This window comes from Corynebacterium sp. MSK150 (assembly GCF_030229215.1).
In the GTDB taxonomy this organism is placed as follows: Bacteria; Actinomycetota; Actinomycetes; order Mycobacteriales; family Mycobacteriaceae; genus Corynebacterium.
In genome coordinates this window covers 24063-44963 of the sequence record NZ_JASPHM010000008.1, presented here as the reverse complement: position 1 = coordinate 44963, position 20901 = coordinate 24063, and the positions used below count along the sequence as shown (strand labels likewise).

Below are 20901 nucleotides of genomic sequence, written 5' to 3'. Positions count from 1 at the left end.
CACCGCTTGCGACAGAACGCGAGGAATATTGCACACTAGAAGGCATGAAAACTCCGCGCATCCTTGCCAGCCTCGCCTTCGTGACGGCCTTGGGAGCCTGCTCTACCTCCACCCAAGAGGACAACGAGAGCCAAAACTCCACCACCCCGGCTGCGTCAAGCTCACCTGCCGCGACGCACGAAGCGCCCGAAGAGACTTCGCAGGAGGCCGCCCCGCAGCAGGACATCCGCGCCATGGCCGCCTCGGTGCTGATGCCGCCGGTTACCAACTACGACGATGCCAAGGCCAAGCTGGATGCCGGTGTAGGCGGACTCTTTATTCCTAGCTGGGCGGATCCAAACCTGCTGCAGGAAGAGGGCCGCGATATTAATGCCCTGCGCCAGGAGGTAGGCCGCGACTTTGAGGTCTCCATCGATTTTGAGGGCGGGCGCGTGCAACGTTTCTCGGAGATCCTGGGCGAATATCCCGCGCCGCAACAGATGGCGGCCGAGCGTTCCCCACAAGAGGTGGAGCAGCTTGCGCACGAGATGGGCACGAGCCTGAAGGCGCATGGCATCAACGTGGACTTTGCACCGGTGCTTGACGTCGATGGCAATGGCCTAGAGGTGGTGGGAGATCGATCCTTTTCCACCGATCCGGTCCAAGCAGGCGAGTATGGCGCGGCCTTTGCCCGCGGGCTGGAATCCGCTGGGGTCAAGGCCGTATTCAAGCATTTCCCGGGACACGGCCGTGCTTCTGGCGATACCCACCTGGCCGAGGCCGTTACCCCGCCGCTGGAAGAACTAGAAGGCCACGAGTTCATTCCTTTTAAAACCGCTCTTCCCCAAGCACCCAATGCCGCGCTCATGATGGGCCACCTCGCCGTGCCCGGCCTGGGCGATGGTCAGACTCCCGCTTCCATTCTGCCGGAAGCCTATGGCCTAGCCCGCGAGACCTTGCAGTACGACGGGCCCATCTACACCGATGACATCGGCGGCATGAAGGCGATTGCAGATTCGCTCCCGCTTGCCGACGCCGTCGTGGCCTCCCTCAATGCCGGAGCCGACATGCCCTTGTGGTCCACCGAAGGCGATATTAATGCGGTGATCGACGCCGTCGTCGGCGCCGTCAACGGCGGCCGCCTGCCACTCGAACGCCTTGCGGACGCGGCTCGCCATGTCAGCGCTCCCCCGGCCGGCGCTGCACCCGAGCCTGCACAGGACTAGGAAAAATGCCACTAAAACCGTTAACCTTTAAGGCGTGAAAAAGGCAGAAGGAAAAAATGGTGCTAAAGGCTGGCTCATCGCGCTCGGCGCATTGGTCGGCCTTGTCCTGATCGCGGGCATTGCTTATGCCTGGGATGTCGCAGCAAACCAGGACAAGATTCCGCGCGCCGTTTCCGTCAACGGCGTGGATATTTCCGCCATGGATCGCACCGCCGCCGTGGAGAAGCTCGAAGATGAGCTCGCGGGCGTAGAAACCGAGCCCGTGAGCGTTACCTCCGGCGACCTCCACACGGAACTCGTTCCCTCCGAATCGGGCCTTGCCCTGGATAACCAGCGCGCCGTAGACAATATTGAAGAACCTTCCCTCAATCCTTTTACCCGCCTGTATAGCTTCTTCCGCCCCACCCGGGATATTCCGGTAGAAACCAACGTGGACGAGGTCCAACTTCAGCCGGCCTTGGACCGCGTGAAGAAGGATCTCTCCACCGATCCAGTTGATGGCATGTTGGAGCTCAACAATGGTGAGCTCAAGGTCACCGACCCCAAGCTCGGCCAAACCGTGGATGCCGGCTCCCTGCACAATGCGGTTACGGATAATTGGCTCGATTCCGAGGGCGTAGACGTGGACCCAGAAGAAGTAGAGCCGGCCATCAATGATGAAGCTATCGAGGCCATGCGCACCGGCGATGCCGCCAAGGCGCTGGATAATCCCATTACATTGAAGGCCAAGAATAATGTCACCGCTACCCTGAATAAGCCGGAAATCTCCCAGTTCACCAGCATTGAAAAGAAGGACGGTAAGCTCAAGCTCGCCGTGGATACCAACCGCGCGCAGGAGCTGCTGGCCGAGCGCTCCGAGGGAGCCGATGTCCCCGGCGTAAATGCCAAGATTTCCTTCAACGGCAACGACAAGCAGATCACCCCGTCCGAAGATGGCGAGATCATCGACTGGGAGCCGACCATGCAGGACTTTGACAAGCGCGTGACCGGCGATGACCGCGAGTGGGATGCTACCTACAAGCCGGACCCGGCAGAGTTCACCACCGACGATGCCAAGAAGGCGACCTTCAACGACACCGTGGGCGAGTTCACCACTGAGGGCTACTCCGCTGCCTCCGGCAAGAATATCGAGCTGGTAGCCCAACAGGTCAACGGCGCCGTGGTCAACCCAGGCGAGACCTTCTCCCTCAACGGCCACACGGGCCCTCGCGGCACGGCGCAAGGCTACGTTGAGTCCGGCATCATTATCGATGGCCACTCCGGCTCCGCCGTGGGCGGCGGCATCTCCCAGTTTGCCACCACCTTGTACAACGCTGCCTACTTTGCGGGCATGGAAGACACCGCCCACACCCCGCACTCGTACTACATTTCCCGCTACCCAGCCGGCCGCGAGGCCACCGTGTACGAGGGCGCCATCGACCTGCAGTTCACCAATACCTTCAATACCCCAGTCCGCATTGAGACCGACTTTGGTGGCGGCAAGATCACCGTGCGCCTGAAGGGCACTAAGACCGTCGACGTTGAGTCTGTGAACAACGGCCGCTGGGCCAAGACGGAGCCGCAGCGCAAGTCGGTGAGCGAGGATTGCTCGCCCTCCTCCGGCGCGCCGGGCTTCACCACCTCCGATACCCGCGTGATCAAGGACCTCTCCGGCAAGGAGATCTCCCGGGAGACCACCACCACGGTCTACGACCCGCAGCCCATCGTTACCTGCGGTTAAGCCATGACCCGGCCGATGCACACCGCGGTGAAGGACCCGGCGGACATCGATCAGCTGGCCCAGCACCCGGTTGCCTTCCGCCGCGTCGCCGGCCTGTTTCGCCCGCACCGCGGCACGCTGTTGCTGGTGGTGGCACTCATCATCGCCACCTCCGGGCTGACGGTGGTGCAGCCTTTCCTGGTGCGCCGCACCGTGGATGAGGCCATTCCTGAACACGACACCGCGCTGCTGCTGTGGCTCGTCGGCGGCATGCTGGCCATCACCGTGGTCTCCCAGGCCATCGGCGTTATCCAGTCCTTTCTGTCGGCGCGGGTGGGGCACACCATCATGCACGAGCTGCGCACGCAGGTCTTTGCCAACCTGCAGCGCCAGTCGCTGCAGTTCTTTACCAATAACCGCGGCGGTGAGATTCAGTCGCGCCTGACCAATGACATCGCGGCGATGCGCGGCATGGTGACCACAACCGCGACATCCGTGGCCAGCAACCTCACCATGACTGTGGCTACGTTGGTGGCGATGGTGGCGCTTTCGCCTACCCTCTCGCTTTTGTCCCTGGTGGTACTGCCGCCTGCAGTGTGGCTGACCCGCCGCGCCGCCGTTCTGCGCCGCAGCCTCATGGAGAAAAACAGCCGCGCGCAGGCGACGCTGCAGCAGACCATTTCGGAGAACCTGTCCGTGTCCGGCATGCGCCTGGCGGCCACGCTGGGTGCGCAGGAGCGCGTCTATGACGGCTTTGAGAAAACCTCCCGCTCCCTCATCCGTTTGGAGCTGGAATCGCAGTTGGCCGGGCGCTGGCGCATGGCGCTGACGCAAATCATCTTCGGCGTGATGCCGGCCCTGATTTACCTGGCGGCCGGCTTGCGCCCGGGCATTACGATTGGCACGCTCATCGCCTTTTCCACCCTGCAGACCCAGATCTTCCGTCCCATTACCGGCCTGCTCAACGTGGGCGCGCAGTGGGTGGCGTCGATGGCGCTGTTTAGCCGCATCTTCGAGTACCTGGACTTAAAACCCGAGCTTCATGAGGCCACCGAGCCCGCGCAGCTTGCCGACGCCTCCCTCACCCTCCAGCACGTCTCCTACCGCTACCCCGGCACCGACACCGACGCGCTTTCCGACGTCTCCCTTTCCATCCCCGCCCACACCACCACCGCGCTAGTGGGGCATACCGGGTCCGGCAAGTCCACGGTGGCCGCACTTTTTGCGCGCCTTGCCGATCCGACCGAAGGCACCGTGCACCTGGGCGGGGTCGACCTGCGCGATATTCCACCTGAGCAGCGCGCGGAGGTCGTTGGCGTGGTCTCCCAGGAGACCTACCTGATTCACGGCACGGTGCGGGAGAACCTCCTCTTCGCGCAGCCGAATGCGAGTGAGGAACAGATGTGGGCGGCGCTTAACGCCGCGCGCGTGGACGAGGTCATCGCCGCGCTGCCGGAAGGTCTGGACACAGTGGTGGGCTCGCGCGGCTACCGCTTCTCCGGCGGTGAGCAGCAGCGCCTTTCGCTTGCCCGCACGTTGCTGCGCCAACCACGGGTGCTCATCTTGGATGAGGCCACCTCCGCCCTCGACAACGAGACGGAGCGCGCCATCCAGGAGGCAGTGCTTGGCGCGAATGCTACCCGCTTGGTCATCGCCCACCGCCTGTCCACTATCCGCGATGCCGACCAGATCATCGTCCTCGACGCTGGCCGCGTGGTCGAGCGCGGCACCCACGCCGAGCTGCTTGCGTGCGGCGGTGCCTATGCGGCGCTTCTTCGTGCTGTCGACGAGGCTCAGAGTACGTAGAGAGCTCTTGTCAGGAATCTTAACGCTATTAACTCTTTGGTACGTGGGCTGTTGAAGGCTGAGAATCTAAATGAGTTCAGGGTACCTTGAGCGCTCTTGGTGACGCTTCCTTTTATGGGTCATCAAAGGGGATGTTCTACCTGGTGGTATTGGCAGCATATATGGTTCGTTTCGTCGTCGTTGGAAGGTGCTCTCTGGGAAGCTACTCTCCTGCGTGAAGCTTGCATTCTATGTAACGGGTGTAAAATCGAGCAGGCTTACCCTCTTAAAGGGGCAATGTGTTCAGTTTCACACAAAACTAGATGACGTCTCGAAAGCATTAGTTGAACTGCAGAAGGAGTCTTCACGTTTGGGTGGACCGTGCGGATTCTTGAGAAGTTTAGCCGGTTTTGCGGGGGAGGAGCTTTAGTCGGGGACTTTGCCCAACACGCTGGGGTAGAATCTAGTTATGTAATCCACAGGCTATCGTTAGTTAAGGTTGGGGCCTGCGTAGACGTTTCCACCTGAAAACTACTCTCGGCAGGCGAAAGATTCTTAGCAACGAGTCAGGTCATGGTGCGTGAACCGTGGGGAATGGATTGCACACAGCCAATGAGGCGCGGTGCCTCATTTCAGAACTCGTGTAAAGGACCAGTTTCCGTGAACAAGATCTCTCGTACCGCTCGTTCGGTTACTTTCGCTGCCGTCGTTGGCCTCTCTATGGGTATCTCCGCTCCGGGGGCCCTGGCGCAAGACGGTGCTGTCGATGCACAGCCTGCTGCTGAGCAGGGCGCCGTGAACAAGGCAAACATCAATTTCAACCAAAAGGGCTCTATCACCCTCTTCAAGAAGAAGGGTGCTGAGTCTGGTACTGCGGCTACCGGTAAGGAAATGGCAGGCGTTCCGGGTGAGGCTCTGTCTGGCGTGACCTACAAGATCACCAAGCTCGATTACGACCTGCAGAAGGATGATTGGGCGGCGTTCCCGAAGTCGGCTGCTGACGTCAAGGACGACAAGAAGACTGCGGAAACCAAGAAAGAAACCACCGGCACTGATGGCAAGGCAGCTTTCACTGATCTGCCTTTGGGCATCTACTTGGTAGAGGAAACTAACGCTCCGGACGGCATCGTTGCCGGCGCTCCGTTCATCGTGTCGGTGCCGATGGTTAACGAGGCATCGGATGCCTGGAACTACGACGTCATCGCGTACCCGAAGAACACGGAAACCACGACCAAGAAGACTGTCAAGGATGCAGATCAGAACATCCAGGACGCGTACACCTACACCATCAACGCGGATGCTCCGACCTGGGGTGCGGGTAAGAGCCTGACCGCCTTCCGCTTCGAGGATCGGCTGGACCAGCGTTTGGACTTCCAGAAGGTCACCGAGGTCAAGGCTGGAGAGACCGCTCTGGGTGCCGGTGACTACGAGGTCAACAATCCGGCTGAGAACGGAAACAAGCTCGTCGTTAAGCTGACCGACCAGGGCCTTGCCAAGGTTAAGTCCGGTGACAAGATGTCTCTGACCTTCGAGGTCAAGCGCAAGGAAGTGGGCGACACCACTGAGCTGAAGAACCAGGCTGACGTCATCTTCAACAACCCGAACACCGGCAACGAGGTCAAGAACAAGACCAATGAGGTCGTGACCTACCACGGCAAGCTGAAGGTTGTGAAGAAGGACGGCAAGGAGGACGGTAAGGTCCTGGAAGGTGCTGAGTTCGAGCTATACCAGTGCACCGCGGCAAATAAGCTGGGCGGTAAGTTGACCGTCAAGGAGCAGGACAAGTGGACCACCGGTGCTGACGGCACCATCACCATCGACGGACTGCACGTCACCGACTTCGCAGATAACGCACAGGTCACCGACATCAAGAAGTTCTGTCTGAAGGAAACCAAGGCTCCAGCGGGCTACGCACTGCCGGAAAACCCTGTTACCGAAATTGAGTTCACCCGCGAGAACATCGCGAAGACTGGTGAGCTCGAGGGTGACGACGCCGTCACCCTTGTTTCTGAAATTGAAAACATCAAGCGCGACACCCCGAACCTGCCGATGACCGGTGGTGCCGGTGTGGGCATCCTGGCTGCTATTGGCGCAGCAATTGTTGCTGCTGGTGCTTGGTTCGCTCGTCGTACCGCGCGCAACTAATAGCCGGGCGTAGTTCCGGTGGCGCAGACTGTCCATGATGGTCTGCGCTGCGGGTCGGGTAATCAAAATATGGTGCTCGACCCAGTGAGGGGACTGGGCTAGGTATAGACTTCAGTCCCCTTCATTCTCTTTCGTTGTAATCCCGGTCGCGCTGCGCTAGCGCGTGGGGCATTGTTTTGGGTGGTGCGGGTCGTTGACTACGGTGGTAGGCCAAAATGCAGGCCGACGGCACAGGCTCCGTGGAGGCCTAGTCCTTCCGGCGGTAATCGTTGTCGTTGGGTTGTTGGTGATGCTGTACCCAGTGGTCTCGACCGCATGGAACAATTGGAACGCCTCAAGAGTGGCGCAGGAATATGCGCGACTGGATAAAGAGACACCGGCGCAGGTGCAGGATTCGGTGTGGGATGCTGCACATGCATACAACGAAGAACATACGTCGGGTCCGATCTTGGATCCGTGGCTGAACCGTATCGGGGTAGACAATCCCGACTATGAGGCTTATTTGAAGCAGTTGGGTGAGACCGAAGCGATGGCCCGCCTCGTGTTCCCAGCAGTAGACGTTGATCTTCCGGTGTTTCATGGCACCGCAGATAAGACACTGCAGCGTGGTTTGGGGCATTTGTATGGTTCTGACCTGCCGGTCGGTGGATCAGGAACCCATTCCGTCATTACGGGGCATACGGGTCTGGCAAATTCGACGATGTTTGATCACCTCGACTCTGCCACCGAGGGAGATGTGTTCTATATCCAGGTTGCTGGCCACAAATTGAAGTACGTCGTAGACGACATTCAAGTTGTGCTGCCGAGCGAGGTAGATGGCCTACGGCCAGTCGCTGATCAGGATTACGTCACACTGATTACGTGCACCCCGTACGGGATCAACACGCATCGCTTGCTGGTGCGTGGCCATCAGGTTCCTATGGAGCCTGGGGAGGAGTCGGTGTTTGAAAACTCCCATGGTCCGGGCTGGCAATGGTGGATGTACGCGCTGTTGGCTGCGGTGATTGTCATTGGGTGTTGGCTGGTGTGGTGGCTGCGTCGCCAGAAGGCGGCTACCGGGGTGCAAGAAGTTATTAATAAGGAAAGTAGCGTGCGGGAGTAAGGCGATGAAGAGGTTGACAAATGCATGGTCGGCCCGAGTGGTTGCCGTCGGAGTAGCGTGTGCGGTTGCGTTCGCAGGGCCGGGCGTCGTTGCTGCGGGTGCGGTACAGGTTGTCGGGCAACAGACTACTGGTGCGGAACGCACCGTAGATACGGATACGGTGACTGTTCGGCTTACGCAGGGCAATCCCGACGACGATGGGCAGGCACCTTCGGGAAAGATTCAGGGAGTCACGATACATCTGGCCCGGCTCGCCGGCCTAGATCCAAACAACGCTGACGATGTAGCACGCGTGCAAGACGCGGGTCTGGCCGAGGTTCGTGAATGGCGTACCGACGTGCACGTGGACCAGGTCACCGATGCCAATGGAGAAGTGACCTTTGACGGTCTAGCGGATGGCTTCTACGTAGTGACGTCGTCGGCGCCAGATAACTCCTACCGGGAGATCAACCCATTTGTGGTAGCGGTTCCATTCCACACTGTGGCGGACAATCCGAAACCAGTGCCAGGAGTAATTGTGGCCAAGACTCACAAACCGGATGAAACACCAACGCCGCCCACGACGCCGACTACTCCGCCGTCGCATCCGAACACGCCGCAAACAACTCCAAACTATCCACCGACTAAGCCTGGGAATCCGCCACACCAACCCGAGACAACACCGTCGAGTACTCCAGGTGCAGGTAAGACCTCCACTCCGGCAGCTCCGTCGGGGAACAGTGGCTCATTGGCGATGACCGGTGCGCAGGTACTCGGTGTGGTTGCCGCAGCGATGGTGTTGATCGCCACTGGTTTCGTGATGATTGCCTTTAGCCGTAGGAAGAATTCAGAAAGCGAGGGACGCTAATGTCCTGGACAGATTCTCATCCGGTCGAGCCGGTTGTGTACCGCTGGCGTGCTCTTGCGGCGTTCATTGCTGCACTGGCTCTCGTTGTTGGTGTTGCTGCACCGGCTGCTCTGCCCGGAATCGTTGGTGCCGTAGCCGAAGCACAAACCACAACCCTGCGCACCAAGCTCGATTCCGCAGACCAACTGAGCCTGACTGTTGGCGACTCCGCAACATTTGAAGGCCACTTTGTTGACGCCGGAACCGTGGAGGAGTTGGAATTCACTGTTGAGACTGCAGGACTGGAGTTCGACGGCTCGGCCTACACACTGACTATCGACGGCGAAGTGATCCCCGTCCGCGAAGGAGACAACCTCGTTGTAAAATCAACCAGTTCTTCAGTGACTTTCCGAATCGCTGGCCTTTCTACTGACGTGCCAGCAGGGGCAGCTTTCTCACTGAAGATCCCAGCGGTCGCAGAGGAATCCGAACTGAGCGGGATGTCCGTCGACGTGCGTGGAGTAGCCGAGGAGACTACCAGCACGTCATCACCTGAATCCAGCGAAGCCTTAGAAGCCCCTTCGGAGGTGACTGAGCCGCTTGATATTGCTGACGTTGACGCGGCCCCAGCCCGTCTGATGGCGGCGCCGAACATTACCCCGTACGCTGCAGGCGACCGCACCATCACGATGGTAAACGATGGATACGTGCTCAAGGGAACCCGCTATATCCCGAACTTTAAGATTCCGGCCGGTGAGCTTTTTGGCGGCCAGCTGTCCATTCCGCAAGGCACGGTGGTTACCCTCAAATCCAGCGTTAACAGTTATTTATCGACTAACCCTGATGACCTGACGATCTATTACACCGGTGCCAACGGAGGTTGGTATGAGGCGAAGGTGACCTACAAAAGGATTAGCGCCAAGGAATACCAAGTCATCCTGCCGCAGATTACTATTGGTGGCACCGCACAGATTCAGTTTAAGGGTGTTCACCGCGGGCCAGCCGATACAGTGTTTACAGCTTCCTTCACCGTTCCTGCGAAAGAGGAGTGCCAAGATCCGGTTACAAGCAGACAGCCAAAGCGCGATCTCACCCCAGCTGAATTTGCCGACGGTAGCCCTGTCTACGTTGTAACCAGTGAACCTAAGGATCTTCGCCGAGACACTTCCATTCTGAGCCGTCAAGTCAACCAAGGCCGAGACTTTCGCCAGGTGGGAGAGTCCACTCCCTGGGTGTACAATGCTCTAGCCTTTGATTCGAGTGATAACTGGCTCTATGCGGTGAGCCAGAGTCGCGGCCGAAATGGTGATCCTTGCTACCCGGCAGGAAATCTCCTTCAGATCAATCCGGCAACCGGTGAAGTATATAATCTTGGGCCTATTTTAAAGGCCGGAAGTACCGGTACCCCGTTTGAAACGAGCGGCGACCGGGATGTCCTCAACGCTGGCGTGTACACCAGCGAGGGATTCTTTGTGGCCAACACGTCCACTTCTGGTAGCCGTCACCTTTATAAGGTCGACGTCGACAAAGTCACGGCTCAACGCGTGCTAGGAAGCCAGAAGTCCTACTCGGAGGACTGGGCGGTGCTCCCGCAGGCCCAGAAGTATATGTGGGGTTTCCAGAGTAAGGCTCAGGCAGGCGACAAGCTTATCCTTGAACGCATTGACACACAGACCGGCGACATCAGGACCTGGGATCTCACCGGCATCAAGACCTTCGATGGGCGCACGATCTCGAACCCCTCTGCTTCTTGGGGCAAGGCGTGGACCTACTCCAATGGAAACCTGGGCTTTGGCTCGGGTAGTGCGAATGCGAATCAGCTGGGCTTTGAGCTAAAGATCACCAACCCAGATGATGATAGCCCGAAGTTCGAGCTGGTCAACATAATGAACAACCTGCCTGCTTCATTTAACACGGACGCGGCCTCCGACCTAGTTCCGCCGCCGCCAGCGCTGCAATCAAACATTGCGGTGAAGAAGCAACGCTCCGAGACCAAGGTGGTGGACGGTGAGGTGCGGACTTTTTGGACTATCTCCGTGGAAAACACTACGGACAATGCCAGCTCGGGTGGTACGTTCTGGGAATACCTACCAACGGATACTCACTATGGTGTGAACGCTACCGACCCCACGGCAAAGTTTGAGGGCTTTGGTCCGGGATCTACCGTGGTCAACGGCCGTGGTCCGGGGCCCAATGAGATCAAACCTGAGAGCGGCATTTACGCCGGGATGGACGTGCCGTCAGCCACAAGTGGTGAGGTGGGGTACATGAAGGGTTACGTGGGTACCCTTCCCGGACACGCGAAGGTAGAGTATGTCGTCTCTGCGCCGGTGCGAAAAGATGAGAACGGCAACCTCAAGACGGTATGTAGTCCGAACAAGGTTGCTTTCCAGGCTACGGACGGGGAGTCTAGCCCGGCTGAAGATGACAACGTCGCTACTGAAGCCTGTTTCAATAAGGTTGCCGTCGACAGCACACCGCAACCTGTTCCTGGTGCAGCGAATGAATATACCGCGAAGTACAACGTCGTAGTTGAGGCACCGGACGCACCTGGCTTCGACACCAACGACGTGATCTACGGCAAGCTCACGGACACCCCGAGGTTTGTTGGTGCTGCCACGGTTACTGGGGCCACTGTGATCTTCAAGGACGAGTTCAACAAGACCAGCCAGCCGCGTGCGTACCAAGGTGCCGGCCCCTTTGAGCTCAACAAGAATGACACTCCGAAGATCATTAAACCCAAGGGTGTTGACGGAAGCACTGGGCAGCACGTCTACGAGGTAACGGTGCGTTTCAAGCTGGACCGTACAAAGCTGGATAGCACCTCCGTACCCGCTGGGTACCCGAGCCAGCCTGCAGGTAACTCCCGCTGCTACACCAAGGGTGGCCTGCACGAGCCCAACTTTGGACTCATGAACGAGGCAGAAATAGGCGGCTGGAAGGATACTGACTGTATCCCGCTGGAGACCAAGGAAACTATGGACGTCCTGCTCGAAAAGGCGAGCTATAATCCGGACAACCCGGACGAGATCCAAACCGACGGTTTGCTTGGCGGCGCGCAGTTCACCGTCCACCGCAGTGATGCTAACGGCAACCTGAAGCTAAACGCGGATGGCAGCGTCAACGTTGATGCTAACCCCGTGGTGAAGCAGTCCACGACCACCACCACAGGCCGCGTCAAGCTCGAAGGCTTGGATGCCCCTGGCGTTTATTACCTCATCGAGACGAAGGCGCCGAACGGCTATAACCTGCTGCCCGCGCCGATCAAGTTCTCGACGGAGTGGGATCAGAATGGCAATGCAGTCATCAAGGTGCTCTCCGGAGGGACCGCGATCACCAGTAATAGGTGCGCTGAGTCTGACACCGCTGCCAACTGTGTGAAGAAGATCGGCGTCCTTCAGGTCGCTGACATCACCAAGGGTGCACTGCCCAAGACCGGTGGTGAGGGCGTAGGCCTGTGGGCTCTCGCTGGCGCCGCAATTGTCGCGGCAGGGTGCCTCGCTTTGCGACGCCGCTGGGTATAGAACCACCGCTTGCGGCTACTTTTAGAAAAGGCCCGCTCTTCCAGGGAAGGGCGGGCCTTATTGCATGTTCATTGGCGGTTAGGAGTCTTGCGGGTCGTCGTCAAGCGCGGTGTCCTTGGCGTTGCTGACATATTTGCGCCACCAGTAGATGAGCAGAAGCACGATGATGGCAGTGGCAGCCAGGATGGCCCACATCCACCACTGCCAGTGAACACCCGAGCTGTTGAACGCGGTCTCGTCTTCCGGATCCATCGGCACTCGGTGGCCTGCGACGAGCAAGCGGTGGGTATTAACACCGTAGGGGGTGCAGGTAATGAGCGTAACGAGGTCCTGGCCTGGCTCACGGTGGAGCAAGCTGGTGTCCGCAGGCTCGACGACCCGAATATCGTGTACCTCGTATTTGAGCTTCTCGCCGCCGGCGGCGATGTAGAAAGCATCGCCCTTCTTGACCTTGGTGAGGTTGTCCCACAGCGTGGCATTTTGTAGGCCTGTGTGGGCGGAAAGTGCTGCGTGCCGACCCTCGCCATCACCTACGCCGCCGACAGGTAGGTCCGTGCCGTAGAGGTGGCCAGCGCCGCGGGAGAGCGCCTTTTCTGAAGTGCCGTGATAAATGGGCAGATCGGAATCGATAGAGGGGATGACGATACGACCCATGGCATCGGTCTCAGACAATACCGACAGGTACTGGCGGTAGCGCTGGTACTCGGGGGAGTTTTCGTTATCGGTGGTGGTCCACGCGTCGCCAATGCTGATTTGGCCCAACCCGGCGTTGTAGGCTTGTGCTTCCTCCCACGCGGTGTGCAGAACCTCAGGCGGGGCTTGTTCTTCGAGCTTTGCGTACTCTTCCGCGGCGCGGGACTGGTTGTAGTTATTCCATTGCGTGGCTACGACGGGGTAGAGCAGGACGCCAAGGCCGACGAGAATCAGGATCAACGCGATGATGGCGTTGTGGTTGGTGCCTTTTTTCTTGGCTGCGTCGGTGTTTTCCGCTGGTTCCTGCTTGCCCATTGTGTCCTTCCTGTGTGGGGTCTGTTGCGGTGCGTCCTGGTATTGGCGTGGGGGTAGTTTTTGAATCTCAGGCTAGGGAAGATGTAGCTTTGAGAGAAAACGTGTCTGTCTAGTCGCCGATAACAAAGCACAGGGCTTCATACCGATTCAGAGTTGCCTCGTCGATGACCAAGATTTGATCAACCGCGCGCTGTTCGTGGAGCTCATCGATTGTGCGGGGCGCAAGATCTTGAAGTACATGCTCACGCTCAGCGCGAAGATCCGCTGTGGTTTTAGGCGTGAAGATAGGGGCTGTCATGGTCCATCCTGTAGGTATGAAATTAGTCCATGAAATGGGAAAACAAGTGGAGCCGACGACGGGAATCGAACCCGCGCTAGCAGCTTGGGAAGCTGCAGTTCTACCATTAAACTACGTCGGCACTGCGCGTTTGTACGCTCCGGCCTACTATACACCGCGGCCTTTAGCATGAGTAGAATTGGGGCCGTGCTTCTTTCAGATCGTGATATCCGTGCCGCCATTGACGCCGAAGAACTGGGCATCGAGCCCTTCGACAGCGAACTTATCCAGCCCTCGTCCGTAGATGTGCGCCTGGATAAGTATTTCCGAGTCTTCAATAACTCGCGGTACACGCATATTGACCCCAAAGAGGAAATGCCGGACCTCACCACCTTGGTGGAGGTAGAAGAAGATCAGTCCTTCATCCTGCACCCAGGCGAGTTCGTGCTCGGCGCCACGCTGGAAAAATTCACCCTGCCGGCAGACTTGGCCGGCCGCTTGGAAGGCAAGTCTTCCCTCGGCCGCCTAGGATTGTTGACCCACTCCACCGCGGGCTTTATTGACCCAGGCTTTTCCGGCCACATCACGCTCGAGCTTTCTAATACCGCCAACCTGCCTATTGCCCTGTGGCCGGGCATGAAGGTGGGGCAGCTGGCTATCTTCAAGATGACTTCACCAGCGGAAAGCCCATATGGCACCGGCTCGCTGGGCTCGAAGTACCAGGGTCAGCGCGGACCGACGCCATCGAAGTCTTACCTGAATTTTCGATAGGCTTAAACCGGCATTCACATAGAGCCTCTAATATGGGGCTTTATGCGTATGACTGTAATCGGCACCGGATACTTGGGTGCAACCCATGCTGCCTGCATGGCCGAGCTTGGCCATGAAGTACTAGGCGTGGACGTAGATGACAATAAAATTTCCGCTCTTAAATCGGGCAAGGTTCCGTTCTATGAACCGGGCCTACCGGAGGTTCTCGAGCGCAATATCGAGGCCGGCCGTCTTGACTTCAGCACGGACTATGAAGAAGCAGCCGCGTTCGGCAACCTGCACTTTTTGGGTGTAGGTACCCCGCAGCGCCGTGGTTCCTATGCGGCCGATATGACCTACGTGAAAGCCGTCATTACGGATCTGGTGCCCAAGCTCAAGGGTGATCACATCATCTTTGGTAAGTCCACCGTTCCGGTGGGAACCGCGGCGGAGCTCCAAGAGCTAGCCAATGAGCTTGCCCCAGAAGGCACCACCGTGGAAATCGCGTGGAACCCGGAGTTCCTGCGTGAGGGCTACGCCGTCAAGGACACCATCACCCCAGACCGCATTGTTCTCGGCGTGCGCGAGGGTGAAAGCCGCGCCGAAGAGGTAGCGCGCGAGGTCTATGCCCAGCCGCTATCGCAAGACACCCCGTTTATCGTGACGGATTGGCAGACTGCAGAGCTGGTCAAGGTCTCCGCTAATGCGTTCCTAGCCACCAAGATTTCCTTTATCAACGCCGTTTCTGAGATCTGCGAGATTGCTGGTGCAGACGTTACCGCTCTTGCCGACGCCATTGGGCTCGACGAGCGCATCGGCCGCAAGTTCCTTGGCGCCGGCCTCGGCTTTGGTGGCGGTTGCCTGCCCAAGGACATTCGCGCCTTCATGGCCCGCGCTGGCGAGCTTGGCGCCGACCAGGCGCTGACCTTCCTGCGTGAGGTGGATGCTATCAATATGCGCCGCCGTGACCGCGTGGTGGACCTTGCCAAGGAAGCCTTCAATGGCTCCCTGCTTGGCCACCGCGTGACCGTATTGGGTTGCGCGTTTAAGCCGAATTCCGATGACGTGCGCGATTCGCCCGCCCTTGCCGTTGCCGGTTCCCTGTCGCTGGCTGGCGCGGCAGTAACCGTCTATGACCCAGAAGGCATGGACAACGCGAAGAAGGTATTCCCCACCTTGGATTACGCCGCGGACTCTGACGATGCCCTGCGCGAAGCTGAGCTAGTTATTCTGGCAACCGAGTGGAAGCAGTTCAAGGAATTGGATCCGCAGCAGGCAGGCCAGCTCGTGGACAATAAGCACATTATCGATGGCCGCAATGTGCTGCCTGTCGCGGACTGGCAGCAGGCGGGCTGGAAGGTTGAGGCCTTGGGGCGCACCCTCTAGGTCCTCTACTTCTGAGGTACAAAGGCTGAGCAGTGTGATTATTTCGCTGCTCAGCCTTCTGTATAAGGGCCCTAAGCTTGTGCGCGCTGTGGCACTGTGAAAGCTGCAATGGCCGTAGTGATGGGAACCGCGAGGGTCAAGGCCATCGCACCTACTCCGGAACGCAGCAGCTCCGTTGCGACGAGATCGCTGCTTAAAATCTGGCCTGCGGGGCGTTCTGCTGCGGTAATCAGCATGAGCAGCGGCAAGGCCGCGCCGGTATAGGTGAGAATTAGCGTATAAACCATTGAGGCAATATGGTCGCGGCCCACCTTCATTGCGGAGAGGAAAAGCTGTGAAGGGCGAGCATCAGGGTCCGCTCCGTGGAGTTCGGTAATGGTGGATGCTTGGGCCACGGCGGCGTCGGCAAGGCTGCCCAAGGCACCGACCACAAAACCGCATAAGAGCACGCCCACGATGGACACGTTGGGCATATAAAGAAGTAGCTTCAGGTTGTCCTCGGAACTATAGCCTTGTAGCTGCGAACTATCGATAGCGGCCCACGCTAACGCTGCTGCAAGAATGAGAGCGATAAGGGAGCCGCCCACCGCCGATGCCGATTTCCAATTTAGGCCGTGGACAAGAGGAACGGCGAACAGAATGATGGCGGAACAGGCGACAAGGGCGGACCAGAGGGGGTTATGGGCGTCGATAAGAGCAGGGACGAGGAACGCAAAGATCACGCCTAGGCTGAACGCCAAGCCGATAAGGGCGCGCACGCCATGCCAGGCCGCAAAAGCGATAATGACGACGGCCACGATAACTGCCCACAGAGCTAGGTTTCCGGTGCGCTGATAATCAGCGAAAGCATAGGACACAGCACCGGAAGGGTCATTAGCCTTGGAAAGAACAATGTTGTCGCCCGGTTTGAGCTGCGGATCGCCGGCATTGCCGTAGGTGACCAATTGGGTCATGCGTCCTTCGTCCTCGCCGGAGGTGATGTTGACTAGGGCACGGTCGCACTGCACTTCCTCAGTCCCAGGAATAAGTGGCGGCGTATCGAAGGCCTGCCCAGTAAGTTCCGATTGGCAAGCCGAGTGGTCTGTCGTATCGACCGTGCCCTCGACCTGTGGGTGGTTGAGGGCATAGGTTTGCCGAAAATCGGTGGAGGTGTGCTCGGAGGCTGGACTCTGAGGCCACAGCAATGCCATGCCCGCAATGGTGGCAATAAGCGCTGTGACGAGCACACCGAGCAAAGTTATTCGCCATGGATGCTGAGTTATCGAAGTAGAGAGCCGACGCCATGAACTAGGGGTCGGCTGAGATCTAGGTCCCGCAGAATGTCTTCCCATGCACCATATTGTTATGGACTATCAGTATCATTAGCAACTGGTGGGGGAGAAAAACTACTGCTTATAGCTCACCAGGAAGTTGCCAAGGCGCTCGATGGCGTTTTCAATTTGGGATGCCCACGGCAGCGTCACCACGCGGAAGTGATCCGGGTTCGGCCAGTTAAAGCCGGTGCCTTGCACCATGAGGATCTTTTCTGCCTTCAAAATATCCAGCATGAGCTTGGCATCATCATGGATCTCATACACGTTCGGATCCAAGCGAGGGAAGAGGTACAGCGAGCCCATTGGCTTTACCGCAGAAACGCCCGGAATCTCGTTGAGCTTTTCATAGGCAATATTGCGCTGGCGCAGAAGGCGCCCGCCGGCACCGGTGAGCTCGTAGATGGACTGCCGGCCACCTAGCGCCACCTGGATAGCATGCTGCGCCGGCACATTCGGGCACAGGCGCGTTCCGGCGAGCAACTCCAGTCCCTCGATGAAGCCACGGGCGTGGTGCTTAGGGCCAGTGAGCACCATCCAACCAGCGCGGTAACCACACACGCGGTAGGCCTTGGACAAGCCATTAAATGTGATGGTGAGCAGGTCTGGGGCGAGCGAAGCGATGGAGATGTGCTGCGCGCCGTCATAAAGAATGCGGTCATAGATCTCATCAGCCAAGATGAGCAGGTTATGCTCGCGGGCGATATTTACTATCTTCTGTAGCACTTCGCGCGAGTAGACCGCACCCGTTGGGTTATTCGGGTTAATGACCACGATGGCCTTGGTTTTATCCGTGATCTTGGACTCGATGTCCTCGATGGATGGATTCCAATCATCGTCCTCATCACACAGGTAGTGCACTGGGGTGCCACCTGCCAGGGACGTAGCTGCGGTCCACAATGGATAATCCGGCGCCGGGATGAGAACCTCATCGCCATTATTAAGCAGCGCCTGGGTGGTCATGCTGATGAGCTCGGAGACGCCATTGCCCAAGAAGACATCGTTGATATCAAAGGGTGGGAAATCTTCTAGCTCGTAGCGGGTAACAATGGACCGACGAGCAGGAATGATTCCCTTGGAGGTGGAATAGCCCTGGGAAGTAGGCAGGGCAGCGATCATATCGCGCATGATGACATCGGGAGCCTCGAATCCGAAGACGGCTGGGTTACCGGTGTTGAGTTTCAAGATGGTGTGGCCATCGAGCTCCATGCGTTCCGCTTCCGCAGAGACCTCGCCGCGAATGTCATACGCGACGCCCTTGAGTTTGTCGGACTGGTCAAAGATGCGGTGTTTCGGAGAAGTCATGGGAATATTGTGCCACGATTCACAGCCACACAAAACGCTTTAACAGTGGCGATGACTATTTCTTATTCCACTCGTTGAACTTGCGCTTGGCCAGATCCATGGCCTGTCCGGTAATTTCGCCGGCTTGCATGCGGCGATCGGCCCACATCTTTTCTTCGATCATTTTTTGCTGTGCGCGCTCATGCGCCGTGAGCGCGCGAATCTCACGCAATTGCTCCTTTTCAATTTGGCGCACGGATGGGGCGTGCCACGAGGAAGGGCCCACCTTGGCAACGTAGAGCAGAATCCACAGGATAGGGATGAGCGCGGCTGCTACCGCGCCCCCGAGCAAAAGCCATGGGCTGCTCAAGGTCGCGCTCATCACGATAAGCGTTGGGCTGGCAACGGCAAGCAGCACCGAGCCGGAAAGGGCGGTCGCAAACTTTGGCTTCTTGCCCGCATTATGGGCGCGCGTGACCTCACCGCGGGAATAGACCTTGACCTCGTGGGAACCACGCGCCGGAATGTCTTGAAAGACGGGCACGAGGTCTTGGTGGGTGCTAGCGCGCATGACGTCGTCCGAGCGGTCCTCGAACTCCTCCATGGTTAACCGGCCTTCACCCACGGCGCGGGCGAGGTCATTGATGGCATCGTTGCGCTCGGAATCGGACAGGCGCATGGTCCGATTGATAGGGGAAGAACCAAAGTTATTACTCACGCTTCCCAGTTTAGGAAATTTCCTCCCTGCTAGGGGCGTGCTCTTAGCGAACGCTGCCTATAGGTCCTTGGTCTCAGCGGTAGAGTTTGCCTCGTCCTTCTTTTCGGGCTGCTTCTTTCCTCCTACCAGGCTGGCGAGGAATGGGAAGAGGGCGACGGTAAGTGCGCCGCCAGAGACAAAGATGGAGGCATTTTCGGGTTCCATAATCTTCGAGTTCACCGCCAAGGTGGTCACCGCCACGATGATCGGCAGACCGGTGGCGGAATACAAGCCCACTTGGAGGCGCTCGCGGATGGTTTCAATATCGGATCCGGTATGCGCTACGTTTTCGCGCAGGAAGACCGGCAGACCACGCGTCACCAGAATAAGGGCTGGAATGCCCAGTACCTTCCACGGATTATTGGCGATGGTATCCCAGCTAATGCTCATGCCGGAGACCACAAAGAAGACCGGGATAAGCATCGAATAAAACACCACATCGAGGCGGTGCTCCAGGCGGCGGTGGAATTCATCCGGGATGATGCGGTTCAAAATAATGCCAGCGGCAAAGGCGCCGAGCACGATATCGAGCTCAAAGACTGCGGTTACGGCCATGAGGATGGCCAGAATCAGGATGATAAGACGCAAAATCGTTTGGTTGGTGGAGCCCGCACCGGAGATAAAGGCGGCCTTTACCCAAGGGATGGTCGAGGCGATGGCCGCTGGCATGACGGCGACGGCAACGGCGATGATGATGAAGAACAACAAAATGATCATCGTCGTCAGCGTGGAACGAGTACCCAGCAACAGCGCCATTGCGGTAATGGGGGCGACCTCACCAATGGCACCATGAATCATCACGGAGTTGCCCACCTTGGTGCCCAGAATGCGGTCCTGTTTCAGCATCGGCGTGAGCGTGCCCAACGCCGTTGATGTTAGTGCCAAGGCGACGACGATGGCACCTGGCACGTTATCCACCAAGAAGTAGGCGCCCACGCCACAGGCGAGGGCACAGATGATCCAGGTAGATAGGGCCGTTCCGGCTTCTTTGGTTTTGAGGGTAGAGATTTGAATCTCAAAGCCCGCGAGGAGGAACAGCGCGCCCACGCCGAGCTCCTTGAGCATTTCGATGCCTTCGTCCTCGGCGGCGAGGTCGAGTACGGAAGGGCCAATAATCATGCCGAAAATCAACAAGAGGGCCACCGACGGCAGGCGGTAGCCCAACATATAAGAGACCAGCGGCGCGAGTAGAGCCGCGGCCATAATCCAAGCGAAAGAGACGAGGGAATTTGTATTTTCAGTTGCGCCTGCCGCCAGCAGCAGGGCATCGGTGGGGAGTCCCGCATTAAAATGCATGGACTACAGCGTACGCACCAATGCCCCTGCGCGCCTACTCAGATTCAGGTGGCTTTGGCACGCTTTCCGACGCCGGTGGTGCCGGAGCCGCCGGCGGTGCTGGCGGGGCCGGTGCGGCTGGCGGCTCAGCCTTTGGCGGCGTGGGCGCAGCAGGGGCCTCTGGCGGTTTCGGTGCTGCAGGTGCTGCAGGCGTTGCGGGCGCGCTAGGAGAGGTCGGCGCGGCTGGTGCCTTTGGTGCAGGTGCTGTCGGGGCACTTGGAGGGGTGGGTGCGCTCGGTGCTGCGGGAGCAGCTGGTGCGACGGGCGCTGCCGGTGCTTGGGGAGCTTGTGGCGAAGTTGGTGCCGCGGGTGCCTGTGGTGCAGGTGCTGCCGGAGCACTTGGAGGGGTGGGTGCACTCGGTGCTGCGGGAGTCTGCGGTGCAGCCGGCGTTGCGGGTGCGGCCGGTGCTGCAGGAGCGGCTGGTGCCGCTGGTGCTTGGGGAGCTTGTGGCGAAGTTGGTGCCGCGGGTGCCTGTGGTGCAGGTGCTGCCGGAGCACTTGGAGGGGT

17 protein-coding genes and 1 tRNA gene are annotated in these 20901 nt (G+C 58.7%); 11 read left to right on the top strand and 7 right to left on the bottom strand.

Annotated elements, in window-relative coordinates:
- Positions 1-44: 44 nt before the first annotated feature.
- The 7 genes from QP941_RS06435 (at position 45) to QP941_RS06405 (ending at position 12286) form a co-directional block, all read left to right on the top strand.
- Positions 45-1205, top strand: a complete 1161-nt coding sequence (locus QP941_RS06435; protein ID WP_284868424.1) for a glycoside hydrolase family 3 N-terminal domain-containing protein — start codon at positions 45-47, stop codon at positions 1203-1205.
- Positions 1206-1239: 34 nt separating this feature from the next.
- On the top strand, positions 1240-2925 hold the full coding sequence (locus tag QP941_RS06430; RefSeq protein ID WP_284868423.1) for a VanW family protein: 1686 nt from the start codon (positions 1240-1242) through the stop codon (positions 2923-2925).
- A gap of 3 nt (positions 2926-2928) precedes the next feature.
- Positions 2929-4710 carry an ABC transporter ATP-binding protein gene (locus tag QP941_RS06425; protein WP_284868422.1) on the top strand — a complete coding sequence of 594 codons (1782 nt, stop codon included), beginning with the start codon at positions 2929-2931 and terminating at the stop codon, positions 4708-4710.
- A gap of 639 nt (positions 4711-5349) precedes the next feature.
- Positions 5350-6834, top strand: coding sequence for a SpaH/EbpB family LPXTG-anchored major pilin (locus QP941_RS06420; protein ID WP_284868421.1), 1485 nt, complete (start codon positions 5350-5352; stop codon positions 6832-6834).
- Between the two features lie 193 nt (positions 6835-7027).
- The gene (locus QP941_RS06415) at positions 7028-7936 is read left to right on the top strand and encodes a class C sortase (protein ID WP_284844656.1); all 909 of its coding nucleotides are present in this window, start codon (positions 7028-7030) and stop codon (positions 7934-7936) included.
- A 4-nt stretch (positions 7937-7940) separates the two neighbouring features.
- Entirely contained in the window at positions 7941-8783 is an 843-nt protein-coding gene (locus QP941_RS06410; protein WP_284844657.1) for a surface anchored protein, read from the top strand.
- On the top strand, positions 8783-12286 hold the full coding sequence (locus QP941_RS06405; protein WP_284868420.1) for a prealbumin-like fold domain-containing protein: 3504 nt from the start codon (positions 8783-8785) through the stop codon (positions 12284-12286). The genes QP941_RS06410 and QP941_RS06405 overlap by 1 nt, the downstream gene beginning before the upstream one ends.
- Before the next feature lie 78 nt (positions 12287-12364).
- Here the strand turns inward: QP941_RS06405 and QP941_RS06400 are convergent, their stop codons facing one another.
- The 3 genes from QP941_RS06400 to QP941_RS06390 form a co-directional block, all read right to left on the bottom strand.
- Positions 12365-13294, bottom strand: coding sequence for a class C sortase (locus QP941_RS06400; RefSeq protein WP_284868419.1), 930 nt, complete (start codon positions 13292-13294; stop codon positions 12365-12367).
- 109 nt (positions 13295-13403) lie between these two features.
- Positions 13404-13592 (bottom strand): hypothetical protein, encoded by a 189-nt coding sequence (locus tag QP941_RS06395; protein WP_005325457.1) that lies wholly within the window; start codon positions 13590-13592, stop codon positions 13404-13406.
- A 47-nt stretch (positions 13593-13639) separates the two neighbouring features.
- A tRNA-Gly gene (locus tag QP941_RS06390) sits at positions 13640-13713 on the bottom strand.
- A gap of 65 nt (positions 13714-13778) precedes the next feature.
- Here QP941_RS06390 and dcd point away from each other — a divergent pair.
- Both dcd and QP941_RS06380 read left to right on the top strand, forming a co-directional pair.
- The gene (gene dcd, locus QP941_RS06385; protein WP_005329405.1) at positions 13779-14342 is read left to right on the top strand and encodes a dCTP deaminase; all 564 of its coding nucleotides are present in this window, start codon (positions 13779-13781) and stop codon (positions 14340-14342) included.
- A gap of 42 nt (positions 14343-14384) precedes the next feature.
- Entirely contained in the window at positions 14385-15707 is a 1323-nt protein-coding gene (locus QP941_RS06380; protein ID WP_284868418.1) for a UDP-glucose dehydrogenase family protein, read from the top strand.
- Between the two features lie 71 nt (positions 15708-15778).
- On the opposite strand, the gene QP941_RS06375 is transcribed toward QP941_RS06380, so the two are convergent.
- From QP941_RS06375 to QP941_RS06360, 4 genes are all read right to left on the bottom strand, one after another.
- Positions 15779-16942, bottom strand: coding sequence for a YibE/F family protein (locus QP941_RS06375; protein ID WP_284868417.1), 1164 nt, complete (start codon positions 16940-16942; stop codon positions 15779-15781).
- 150 nt (positions 16943-17092) lie between these two features.
- Positions 17093-18322, bottom strand: a complete 1230-nt coding sequence (locus QP941_RS06370; RefSeq protein WP_284868416.1) for a pyridoxal phosphate-dependent aminotransferase — start codon at positions 18320-18322, stop codon at positions 17093-17095.
- Between the two features lie 55 nt (positions 18323-18377).
- Positions 18378-19019: a DUF1707 SHOCT-like domain-containing protein gene (locus QP941_RS06365; protein ID WP_284769134.1), complete on the bottom strand. Its 642-nt coding sequence runs from the start codon at positions 19017-19019 to the stop codon at positions 18378-18380.
- Positions 19020-19076: 57 nt separating this feature from the next.
- On the bottom strand, positions 19077-20354 hold the full coding sequence (locus QP941_RS06360; RefSeq protein ID WP_284868415.1) for a cation:proton antiporter: 1278 nt from the start codon (positions 20352-20354) through the stop codon (positions 19077-19079).
- A 48-nt stretch (positions 20355-20402) separates the two neighbouring features.
- Here QP941_RS06360 and QP941_RS11630 point away from each other — a divergent pair, with 48 nt between their 5' ends.
- Positions 20403-20561: a hypothetical protein gene (locus QP941_RS11630; RefSeq protein ID WP_350309279.1), complete on the top strand. Its 159-nt coding sequence runs from the start codon at positions 20403-20405 to the stop codon at positions 20559-20561.
- 120 nt (positions 20562-20681) lie between these two features.
- A partial coding sequence (locus QP941_RS11625) for a hypothetical protein (protein ID WP_350309278.1) occupies positions 20682-20901 on the top strand: 220 nt, incomplete at its 3' end.